This window comes from Cellulomonas pakistanensis (assembly GCF_016862755.1).
In the GTDB taxonomy this organism is placed as follows: domain Bacteria; phylum Actinomycetota; class Actinomycetes; order Actinomycetales; family Cellulomonadaceae; genus Cellulomonas; species Cellulomonas pakistanensis.
Genome location: NZ_BONO01000044.1, coordinates 1 through 9,834, shown reverse-complemented (window position 1 = coordinate 9,834; position 9,834 = coordinate 1). Strand labels below are relative to the sequence as shown.

9 protein-coding genes and 1 pseudogene are annotated in these 9,834 nt (G+C 77.9%); 7 read left to right on the top strand and 3 right to left on the bottom strand.

Going from position 1 to position 9,834, the window contains the following annotated elements; all coding sequences use genetic code 11:
* The first annotated feature begins 182 nt into the window (after nucleotides 1–182).
* Together Cpa01nite_RS18290 and Cpa01nite_RS18285 are read left to right on the top strand one after the other, a co-directional pair.
* Nucleotides 183–1,118 carry an aldo/keto reductase gene (locus tag Cpa01nite_RS18290; protein WP_203670296.1) on the top strand — a complete coding sequence of 312 codons (936 nt, stop codon included), beginning with the start codon at nucleotides 183–185 and terminating at the stop codon, nucleotides 1,116–1,118.
* A 61-nt stretch (nucleotides 1,119–1,179) separates the two neighbouring features.
* Nucleotides 1,180–1,482: a DUF1905 domain-containing protein gene (locus Cpa01nite_RS18285; RefSeq protein WP_203670295.1), complete on the top strand. Its 303-nt coding sequence runs from the start codon at nucleotides 1,180–1,182 to the stop codon at nucleotides 1,480–1,482.
* A gap of 4 nt (nucleotides 1,483–1,486) precedes the next feature.
* Here Cpa01nite_RS18285 and Cpa01nite_RS18280 read toward each other — a convergent pair whose 3' ends face one another.
* Nucleotides 1,487–1,834, bottom strand: coding sequence for a CBU_0592 family membrane protein (locus tag Cpa01nite_RS18280; protein ID WP_203670294.1), 348 nt, complete (start codon nucleotides 1,832–1,834; stop codon nucleotides 1,487–1,489).
* Nucleotides 1,835–1,989: 155 nt separating this feature from the next.
* Here Cpa01nite_RS18280 and Cpa01nite_RS18275 point away from each other — a divergent pair, with 155 nt between their 5' ends.
* Both Cpa01nite_RS18275 and Cpa01nite_RS18270 read left to right on the top strand, forming a co-directional pair.
* Nucleotides 1,990–2,892, top strand: a complete 903-nt coding sequence (locus Cpa01nite_RS18275) for a LysR family transcriptional regulator (protein ID WP_203670293.1) — start codon at nucleotides 1,990–1,992, stop codon at nucleotides 2,890–2,892.
* A 44-nt stretch (nucleotides 2,893–2,936) separates the two neighbouring features.
* The gene (locus Cpa01nite_RS18270; protein WP_203670292.1) at nucleotides 2,937–4,181 is read left to right on the top strand and encodes an FAD-dependent oxidoreductase; all 1,245 of its coding nucleotides are present in this window, start codon (nucleotides 2,937–2,939) and stop codon (nucleotides 4,179–4,181) included.
* A gap of 127 nt (nucleotides 4,182–4,308) precedes the next feature.
* Here the strand turns inward: Cpa01nite_RS18270 and Cpa01nite_RS18265 are convergent, their stop codons facing one another.
* Nucleotides 4,309–5,454, bottom strand: coding sequence for a carboxylate-amine ligase (locus Cpa01nite_RS18265; protein WP_203670291.1), 1,146 nt, complete (start codon nucleotides 5,452–5,454; stop codon nucleotides 4,309–4,311).
* A gap of 181 nt (nucleotides 5,455–5,635) precedes the next feature.
* Between Cpa01nite_RS18265 and Cpa01nite_RS18260 the strand changes: the two genes are divergently transcribed.
* The 3 genes from Cpa01nite_RS18260 to Cpa01nite_RS18250 all read left to right on the top strand — a co-directional run bounded on the left by Cpa01nite_RS18260 (nucleotide 5,636) and on the right by Cpa01nite_RS18250 (nucleotide 8,925).
* Nucleotides 5,636–6,568: a class I SAM-dependent methyltransferase gene (locus Cpa01nite_RS18260; protein ID WP_308439399.1), complete on the top strand. Its 933-nt coding sequence runs from the start codon at nucleotides 5,636–5,638 to the stop codon at nucleotides 6,566–6,568.
* A gap of 69 nt (nucleotides 6,569–6,637) precedes the next feature.
* Nucleotides 6,638–7,060 carry a VOC family protein gene (locus tag Cpa01nite_RS18255; RefSeq protein WP_203670297.1) on the top strand — a complete coding sequence of 141 codons (423 nt, stop codon included), beginning with the start codon at nucleotides 6,638–6,640 and terminating at the stop codon, nucleotides 7,058–7,060.
* Nucleotides 7,027–8,925: an AfsR/SARP family transcriptional regulator gene (locus Cpa01nite_RS18250; RefSeq protein WP_203670290.1), complete on the top strand. Its 1,899-nt coding sequence runs from the start codon at nucleotides 7,027–7,029 to the stop codon at nucleotides 8,923–8,925. Before Cpa01nite_RS18255 ends, Cpa01nite_RS18250 begins: the two co-directional genes overlap by 34 nt.
* A gap of 82 nt (nucleotides 8,926–9,007) precedes the next feature.
* Here Cpa01nite_RS18250 and Cpa01nite_RS18245 read toward each other — a convergent pair.
* A pseudogene (locus tag Cpa01nite_RS18245) lies at nucleotides 9,008–9,834 on the bottom strand (hypothetical protein); the annotation flags it as partial.

The following is a 9,834-nucleotide window of genomic DNA, read 5'->3' as shown; positions in this document are numbered from 1 at the left end:
TCGAACCCGGGCTGTTCGAGTGGGTGACCCCGGCCAGCCACCGTTACCTCGTGCGCCCCGGCACCGGCCGCACCCACGACGCCACCGCCGACGCGCACGACGCCCCACCGCCGTTCTAGGCTCGCCCCGAGCGCCGCGGCTCCGGCCGGGCCTCGTCGTCACCGCCGACCCGAGGGACCAGCATGAAGACGTTCACCCTGCCCGGAACCGACATCGTCGCGCCGAACGTGATCCTCGGCCTGATGCGCATCCAGCAGAAGTCCGACGACGAGGTGCGCGAGCTCGTCCGCACCGCCCGCGACGCGGGGATCGCCTTCGTCGACCACGCCGCGGTCTACGGCGACGAGAAGCACGGCTGCGAGGCGCGGTTCGCCGAGGCGCTCGACCTGACGCCGTCCCAGCGCGACGAGTTCGTCATCCAGACCAAGGCCGGGATCATCAAGGACGGCCCGTACTTCGACTTCTCCTACGACGAGATCGTGTCGTCCGTCGAGGGGTCCCTGCGCGCGCTGCGCACCGACCACGTCGACATCCTGCTGCTGCACCGCCCAGACGCGCTGGTCGAGCCGGACGAGGTGGCCCGCGCGTTCGACGAGCTCGCCGCCGCGGGCAAGGTGCGCGCGTTCGGCGTCTCGAACCACACGCCGCAGCAGATCGAGCTGCTCAAGAAGTCGGTCCAGCAGCCGCTCGTCGTCAACCAGCTGCAGCTCAGCATCACGCACGCGCCGCTGGTGGCCCAGGGCGTCGCCGCGAACATGGCGGCGCTGGACCAGTCGATCTCCCGGGACAACGGCCTGCTCGACTACTGCCGCCTGCACGACATCACGGTGCAGGCGTGGTCGCCGTTCCAGAAGGGCTTCTTCGACGGCGTCTTCCTGGGCGACCGCGAGGCGTACCCGGAGCTCAACGACGTGCTGGACCGGCTCGCGGACAAGTACGGCGTGACGCCGACCGGCATCGCGGTCGCGTGGATCACCCGGCACCCGGCGCAGATGCAGGTCGTGCTCGGGACGACCACGCCGTCGCGCGTGACCGAGTCGGCCGCCGGGTCCGAGGTGCCGCTCACGCGGGCCGAGTGGTACGAGCTGTACCGCGCGGCCGGGCACACCGTGCCGTGACCCCCGGCGTCCCGTGCTGCCGCGCGCGGCCGCTGTCGGCGGCGTGCGGCAGCATCGGGGCATGACCTTCGACTTCGAGGCCCCGCTGTTCGAGTGGGACGCCCGGCCCGGCGAGCTGTGGACGCTGGTCGGCGTCCCCGAGGACGCGTCGGACGAGATCCTCGAGCGGGCCGGTGCCTTCGCGCGCGGGTTCGGCTCGCTGCGGGTCGAGGTGACGGTCGGGTCGACGACCTGGCGGACGTCGATCTTCCCGGACTCGAAGGCGCGCGCCTACGTGCTGCCCGTCAAGAAGGCCGTGCGCGTCGCCGAGGGGCTGGCCGTGGGGGAGCCGGTGCGCGTCCGGCTCCGCGTGCTCGACGTCTGAGCCGTCAGGCGGCCAGGTCCACCGCGCGCGCCGGCACCGGCTCGACCGCGGCGACGGGCGCCTCCGCGACGGCGGCCAGCGCGCGCTCGGCGGCCTCCTGCTGCCGACGTCGCCGCGCCTTGAGGACGACCATGACGGCGTGCGCGCCGACGACGGCCCACACCGCGTTCGTCACGACCGACGGCCAGACGCCGCTGCTCGCGGCGACCAGGCCCATGAACAGCCCGGACACGACGTTCGCGAGCTGGTAGCGGCCGGATGTCGGCGCCCAGGTCCCGCGGGTGACGAGGACGTAGGCGACGAGGCACGTGACCGCGCCGACCCAGCCGAGCGCGGTGACGAAAGCGGACACGGGCGTACTCCTGGCAAGGCAGAGGGTTGGGGTGAGGGGACCGGCGTGCGGTGGCCCGCGGTTCGCCGGCAGCAGAATCATGCGGCCTGATCTGGTTCAGCACAATCGAATGATGTTGCGACAGGGGTTCACCGGAACTGAATTAGGATGAAACGGTGCCGACCGACCCCCGACGCCTCGCCGTCCTGCTCGCCGTCCACCGCGCCGGCGGGGTGCTCGCCGCCGCCGACCTGCTGCACGTGACGCCCTCCGCGGTGTCCCAGCAGATCACCCGGCTGGAGGCGGAGGAGGGCGTCGCGGTGCTCGACCGCAACCCCCGCGGCGCCACGCTGACGGCCGTCGGCCGCATCCTCGCGGAGGCCGCGGAGCGCATCGAGTCGGAGCTGGTCGAGGCCCGCAAGTCGCTCGCCGAGCTCGGCGGCGAGCTGTCCGGCCGGGTCACGGTGGCCGCGTTCCAGACCGCCATCCGCGCGGTGATCGCCCCGGCGTTCGCCGTCGTGGCCGAGCACCACCCGGGCATCGAGCTGCTGGTCGAGGAGCACGAGCAGGGCGACTCGCTGCGCCGGCTGCGCGAGGGCGACGCCGACGTCGTGCTGCTGGAGCGCGACGAGGACGCCGACACGCACGTGCCGCGCGGGCAGCGCGACGTGGTGCTGCTCGAGGAGCCGTGGCGGCTGGTGCTGCCGGGCTCGGTGGCGACGCCGACGCAGCTGTCCGACCTGGCGGGCGTGACGTGGCTGGCGGCGGAGCCGCACACGGCCGCAGCCCGCGCGATGGGCCGGGTGACAGCGGCGCTGGGGTCGGTGACGTCGCGGCACCTGTACTACGACTTCGACGTCGCGCTGGCCCTCGTGGCGGCGGGGCAGGGCGTCGCGCTGCTGCCCGCGCTGGCGCTGCAGGGCGAGCTGCCGGACGGCGTGACGGTCGCGACGGTGCCCGGGTTGGGTTCCCGCCGGCTGGTCGCGCGGCACCGGGCCACCCGCCGCGAGCCCGGGCCTGCGGTGGTCGCGGTGATCGACGAGCTGCTCGGCGTCGCCTCCGGGCTCGACCTGGTCTGACGCTCGCCGGGCGACCCACCGACCCCGCCCCTAGGCTCCGGCACATGGACTGCGACGTCGTGGTGGTGGGGGCCGGCCTGGCCGGGCTGACCTGCGCCCGGACCCTGCACGCGCGCGGGCTGGACGTCCGGGTGCTCGAGGCCGACGCGACGATCGGCGGCCGGGTGCGCAGCGAGCAGGTCGACGGCTTCACCCTCGACCGCGGGTTCCAGGTGGTGAACCCGGCGTACCCGGCGCTGCGGGAGGTCGTCGACGTCGACGCGCTCCGGCTGCAGCCGTTCCTGCCCGGCGTGGCCGTCCGGCGGGACGGCGGGCTGGCGGTGCTCGCCGACCCGCGACGGGCGCCCGCCCGGCTGCGGGAGACGCTCGGCAGCGGGTACCTGCGGGTCGGCGAGCTCGCGGCGCTCGCCCACTGGGCGGCGCCGGCGCTCGGCCCGGTCCGCGCGCTGGAGCAGGGGCCGGACACGACACTCGCCGAATCGCTGACCGCGGCGGGCGTCGACGGCCGGCTGCGCCACGAGGTGCTGGAGCCGTTCCTCGCGGGCGTGCTCGCCGACGAGTCCGGGTCGACGTCCGCGGCTGCGGTCCGGCTGATCGTCCGGTCGATGCTGCGCGGGACGCCCGGCCTGCCGGCCGGGGGCGCGGGCGCGCTGCCCGCCCTGCTGGCGGACGGGCTCCCGCGGGTGACGACCGGCGCCCGGGTCACCGCGGTCGAGGCGGTCGTCGGCGGCCGGGCGGTGCACGTGGACGGCAGCCGGGTGCGGGCCCGCGCGGTGGTCGTGGCCGCGGACCCCGTGACGGCCGAGGCGCTGACGGGCGTCGCGGCCCCGCCGATGCGCGGGCTGTCGACGACCTGGTGGGCGGCCGAGGGCATCCCGCGGGTGGACGCCGTCGTGGTGGACGGCCGACGCCGGGGACCGGTGGTCGACGCGGCGCTGGTCTCGGCCGCCGCCCCGTCGTACGCCCCGGCCGGCGCGCAGCTCGTGCAGGCCACGTCGGTGCTCCCCTCCGGCCCGTGGGACGCCGCCGCGCGGCCCGACCCCGCGGAGGTGCGCCGGCAGGCGGGGGAGATGCTCGGCGCCGACCCGCGGGGCTGGCGCGAGCTCGCGACCCACGAGATCGCCGGCGCCCTGCCCGCGGCGACGCCACCGCTGCGGGTGCGGCAGCCGGTCGACCTCGGAGACGGGCTGTACGTGTGCGGGGACCACCGGGACACGCCGTCGCAGCAGGGCGCGATCGCGTCGGGGCGCCGGACGGCCCGCGCGGTGGCGCGCCGGCTCGCCGCCTGAGCCCACCGGACCGGTCAGGAGCCGGCGGCGTCCCGGTCGGTCAGCGCGACCGAGGCGGCCAGGACGGCCCCGGTCGCCAACCAGAGGGCGGGGGCGCGCGGGTCGCTGGGCGGTGGGTGCGCCCGCGTCAGACGGCGGACCGGAGGACGACCTCGGCGAGGTCGCCCGTGGCGGCGGCGACGGCGCGCTGCCAGGTGGCGCCCGTGCCGCGGGCGAGCACGTGCTCCAGGCGGCGCTCGACGAGCGCGGCGTCCCCGGCGGCCGCCAGCGCGGGGCCCACATGGTCCAGCAGGGCCTGCACGGCGAGCGGCGCGGCGACCGGGCGGCCCGTGACCGGGTGCAGCAGGTCGCCCTCGACGCCGTCACGGCTCGCGCGCCAGGCGGCCAGCCGCAGGACCGCGGTCTCGGTGGGCAGCGGCGGCTCGCCCGCGCGCCACTCGTCCGCCGCCGTGACGACGAGCGCCCGGGCGAGCGCGGCGACGAGCACCGTGTCCGCGGGGTCGAGGCACACGTCCGCGACCCGCACCTCCACGGTGGGGTAGCGGTGCGAGAGCCGGGCGTCCGCGTAGAACATGCCGGCGTCGAGCAGCACGCCGGTGTCGAGCAGCTGCTGCACCCGGGCGTGGTAACGCTCCACGGAGCCGTAGAGGTCGACGGGTCCCGTCGCCGGCCAGCGGCCCCAGGCCTGCGTGCGGTAGCCCGCGTAGCCCGTGTCCTGGCCGTCGGCGAACGGGGAGTTCGTCGCGACCGCCGTGAGCAGCGGCAGCCACGACCGGATGCGATCGAGCACCGCGACACCCTCGTCCGGGGAGTCGACCGCCACGTGCACGTGGCAGCCGCAGGTGAGCTGCTGCGCGCAGGTCACCCCGAAGCTGTCGCTGATCGCGCGGTAGCGGTCGCCCGGTGACAGGGACGGCCGCGCCGGCAGCGGGGAGGTGGCGAGCGGGACCGCCAGGACGCCTGCAGCGCGCGCGGCGGCCTGCGCCCGGTCCCGCAGCGCCCGCAGGTCCGCGTCGACGTCGGCCATCGACGCGCGCGGCGGCGTCGCGGTCTCGACCTGCTCCTGCTGGAGCTCCGGGGTCAGGGCGGGTGCGCCCAGCGCGGCGTCCGCGGCGAGCGCCGTGGCGGCGACGGGCCGCACCCGGCCGGTCCGGGGGTCGACGAGGAGCAGCTCCTCCTCGACGCCCACGGTGCGCAGCGCGGGCGGCGTGGCCGCGCGGTGCGGGGCGGCCGTCCCCGTCGGTGCGGGGATCGTGCTGGGCGGTGCGTCCATCGGTGAGGTCCCCCTGGCGAGCGCGGTCGTCCCGCGGCGGCCCGCGGCGTGCGACCGCGCCGTGGGCCGCCAGCCTCACACGCCGGGTCGCAGGCCGCGCGGCGAGCGGGCGGCGGCGCGTCCGCGCGCGGCGCCGGGCCGTCACGGCGTCACACGTCCGCGCACACGCCCGCGGTGTTCCGTGGTCCGCATCGGGCGCCGGATCGGATCGGGGCCCACGGGCGAGGAGCAGGTGGACGACGTGATGACGATCATCGGGGGAGCGCGCACGACCCAGGACGCGGCCGTGACGGCCCTCAAGGAGAAGCACCGCGCGATGTGGGCGCTGGGCGACTACCCGGCGCTCGCGGCGGAGGTGATCGCCCCGCTCGGCCCGGCGCTGGTCGAGGCGGTGGGCGTACGCCCGGGCGAGCGGGTGCTCGACGTGGCGGCGGGGTCGGGCAACGCCGCGGTGCCGGCGGCGCTCGCCGGCGGCCGCGTGGTGGCGTCGGACCTCACGCCGGCGCTGCTCGAGGCCGGGCGGCGGGCGGCCGAGGCGCGCGGGGTGGCGCTCGACTGGCAGGAGGCGGACGCCGAGGCGCTGCCGTTCCCGGCCGGGGCGTTCGACGTGGTGACGTCGTGCGTCGGGGTGATGTTCGCGCCGCGGCACGCCGTGGCGGCGGCCGAGCTGATGCGGGTCTGCCGGCCGGGCGGTCGCGTCGGCCTGCTCGCGTGGACGCCGGGCGGGTTCATCGGGCAGCTGTTCGCCACGATGAAGCCGTACCTGCCGGCGCCGCCGCCGGGCGTGCAGCCGCCGCCGCTGTGGGGCGACGAGGCGCACGTGCGGGGGCTGCTCGGCGACGGGGTGGCCGAGGTCCGCGCCGAGCGGCGGGTGCTGACCGTCGACGTGTTCGGCACGCCCGAGGCGTTCCGGGACTACTTCGCGAGCCACTACGGGCCGACGATCGCCGCGTACCGCGCGGTGGCGGACGACCCGGCGCGCGCCGCGGCGCTGGACGACGACCTGGCCGACCTGGCCCGGCGGTCGGCCCGGCCCGGCGCCCGGGGCGGCCTCGTCCTGGAGTGGGAGTACCTGCTCCTGACGGCGCGGAGGACCGAGGTCGGAGTCTCTTGACGGCGGATGCGGCACGGCGGCAGTGTGATCCACATCACGTTCGCGACCGTCCCGAAGCAGGAGACCGCCATGCCGACGCGCCTCAACCCCTACCTCGGCTTCCGTGACACGGCGCGGGAGGCGATGGAGTTCTACCGGTCGGTGTTCGGCGGGGAGCTCACGATCAGCACGTTCGGCGACTTCCAGGCGAGCGACGACCCGGCCGAGAAGGACAAGGTCATGCACTCCCAGCTCGAGACGCCCGGTGGCCTCGTGCTGATGGGGGCGGACACGCCCAGCTCGATGCCGTACAACCCCGGGGACAACTTCTCCGTGTCGCTCAGCGGCGGCCCGGCCGAGGACGCCGAGCTCCGCGGGTACTGGGAGAAGCTGTCGGACGGGGGGAACGTGGTCGAGCCGCTGGCGACGGCCCCGTGGGGCGACTCGTTCGGGATGCTGACCGACAAGTTCGGCACGATGTGGCTCGTGAACATCGCGGGGAACGCGGGCTGACCCCGGCGATCGCCCTGCTCGGCCCGCCGGCGGTCCGGCGGGGCGGGCGGGGCGGCCCTGCGCCCGCGCCGCGCGGGAGCAAGGCGTGGCTGCTGCTCGCCTACCTGGCGCTCGCCCGCGGACCGGTCCCGCGGAGCCGGCTCGCCGGCCTGCTGGTCGACGACGCGGACGACCCCGGCGCCGCGCTGCGGTGGAACCTGTCGCAGCTGCGCCGGGCGCTCGACGGCGTGGCGGACCTCGCCGGGGACCCGCTCGTGCTGGACCTGCGGCCGGGGACCGAGGTCGACGTCCGGGTCCTGGCCTCGGGGGCGTGGGCGGAGGCGCTCGCGCTCCCCGGGTTCGGCGGGGCGCTGCTGGAGGGGGTCACGCCCCGGGGGAGCGCGGCGCTCGAGCTGTGGCTCGCCGCCGAGCGCGAGCGGGTCGCCGGCCTGACCGCCGCGATCCTGCACGAGGCGGCGCACAGCCGGCTCGCCCGCGGCGACGCGGCCGGGGCGGTCGACCTGGCGGGGCGCCTCGTCGCCGCCGAGCCGCTCGCCGAGCGGGGGCACGAGCTGTGGGTGCGCGCCCTGGTGGCGGTCGGGGACCGGGCCGCGGCGGAGCGTCGCGCGGCCGAGTGCCGGGCGCTGTTCCGCCGGGAGCTCGGCGTGGAGCCGTCGCCGAGCCTGGCCGCGGCGCTGCGGGCGCGTCCCTCGCCGGCGCCCGGGGCGGGTGCTGCGCGGCCTGCGGGCGCGCGGGCGGAGGACGGCGTCCTGGACGGCGGCGTGCCGACGTCGCCCGCCGCGGTGGACGCCGCGGTCGAGGGGGCGGAGGCCGCGGCGCACGTCGGGGCGTACGAGCGGGCGATCGACCTGCTCCGCACCGGCGTCGCCGGGGCGCGCGGGCTGGGCGACGACGGCCGCCTCGCGGGGGCGCTGGGGGCGCTGGGCCGGGTGCTCGTGCACGGCGTGCGCGGCAGCGACGAGGAGGCGCTGACCGTCCTGCACGAGGCGCTGGTGGCCGCGCGCCGCGCCGGGTCCGCCGACGTGGCGGCGCGGGCCGCCCTCGAGCTGGGCCACGTCGAGACCCTGCGCGGCCGGTACCCGCGGGCCGCGGCCTGGTTCGGCCGGGCGCGGTCGCTCGGCGGCGGGGACGCCCGGCTACGGGCCTGGGTCGGGGTGTTCGACGGCATCGGCCGGTGCGACCAGGCGGACTACGCCGGCGCGGTCGCGGTGCTCGACGCGGCGCTCGACGACGCCCGGGCGGCGGGCGACCTGCGGGCGGAGGCCTACGCGCTGACCGCGCTCGGGCGGCTCCGCGTCCAGCGGGACGAGGCGGACGCGGCGCTCGCGGCCCTCGACCGGGCGTGCGCCGTGGCGCGCGACCTCGGCTGGACGTCGTTCCTGCCCTTCCCGCGGTCGCAGCGCGCCGAGGTGCTGCTGCGGGCGGGCGACCTGGCGGGCGCCGAGGACGGGTTCGAGGGCGCGTACGCGCTGGCCTGCCAGGTCGGCGACCCCTGCTGGGAGGGCTACGCGCTGCGCGGCCGCGGCTTGCTCGCGGCCGCCCGGGGCGACGACGCCCTCGCCCTCGACCTGCTCACCGCCGCGCCGGGCGCGTGCCGGCGGCAGCGGGACGCCCACGACTGGGTCGAGGCGCACTGCCTCGACGCGCTCTGCGGGTTCGCCGTCCCGCGCGGCGTGCCCGGCGCGGCGGCGTGGGCGGCCGAGCTGGAGGCGTTCGCCGCGCGGCGGGGGATGCGGGAGCTCGTGGCCCGGGCGGCGGGGCACCGCGCGGCGCTCGGGGAGCCGGGCGCGGCGGAGCACGCGGCGGCGCTGGCCGCGGCGGTCGACAACCCGGCGCTGGCCGCCCTGGCGCCGACCCCGGCGTAGCGGGGCCGCGAGGGTGCACGAGACACGCCCGCGGTGCCCTCAGTGCGGGCACCCTCGGCGTGTCTTGTGCACCCCCGGCGGCTCAGTCCTCCAGGTCGTCCAGGAGGCCGCCGCCGACCCAGTCGTCGATCGCGACCTCGTCCGCCTCGGTGAGCTCCATGCGGGCGCCGCGGCACAGCCCGACGACGTTGTCCGCCCAGGCCTCCGCCACGTCGACGGCGGTGACCGTCTCGTCGAGCTCGAGGCCGACGTACAGGACGCCGGAGATCACCGTGTTGACGGTCGACCGCCCGACGGCGGCGCCCGCGGCCTGGCAGGCGTCCCGGACCCGGCGGGCGGTGGCGGTGCGCTCGAACGGGTGCTCCCGCACGTCGTCGGCCAGCGCGGTCAGGAGCACCCGGTAGTTGTCCCGGCTGAGCCCCGGGGTGTCGGTGACCGCGACGACCTGGCGCTCCAGCGCGGTCGCGTCGGTGCCGGCGGGGCCCTCGGCGACGGCGCCGGGCAGGTCGGCCTCGCCGAACCGCTTCGGGTCCCAGACGTACCCGGGCGAGGGGCGTGCGGCGACGCCGAGCTCCGGCACGGCCTGGGACAGCCACGGCAGGAAGCCGCCCGTGCCGGCCCAGCGCGTGCCCGGCAGCGTGGGGTCGGCCTTCTGCGCGGCCTGCGCGACGGCGCCGGTCGGCACCGGGCGGTCGGCGGACCGGACGCGCTGCAGCACGGCGCGCCGCGCGGCCAGCGAGCCGGGGGACGACGCGGACACCGTCGCCTCCTCGCGGCGCGCGCCGCCGCGCCCGGACCCTCCCGCGGGCGCGCCGGGCTCGGGCTCGGACGCCGGCGCCGGCGCCGCGGCCGGCGCCTCGGGCTCCGCCCCCGCCGGCTCGGTCCCCGCCGCGGGGACGTCCGCGCCCT

Coding starts and splice junctions, on each gene's coding strand:
- Cpa01nite_RS18290 (WP_203670296.1), top strand. CDS start 183: ATGAAGACGTTCACCCTGCCCGGAACCGACATCGTCGCGCCGAACGTG.
- Cpa01nite_RS18285 (WP_203670295.1), top strand. CDS start 1,180: ATGACCTTCGACTTCGAGGCCCCGCTGTTCGAGTGGGACGCCCGGCCC.
- Cpa01nite_RS18270 (WP_203670292.1), top strand. CDS start 2,937: ATGGACTGCGACGTCGTGGTGGTGGGGGCCGGCCTGGCCGGGCTGACC.
- Cpa01nite_RS18265 (WP_203670291.1), bottom strand. CDS start 5,454: ATGGACGCACCGCCCAGCACGATCCCCGCACCGACGGGGACGGCCGCC.
- Cpa01nite_RS18255 (WP_203670297.1), top strand. CDS start 6,638: ATGCCGACGCGCCTCAACCCCTACCTCGGCTTCCGTGACACGGCGCGG.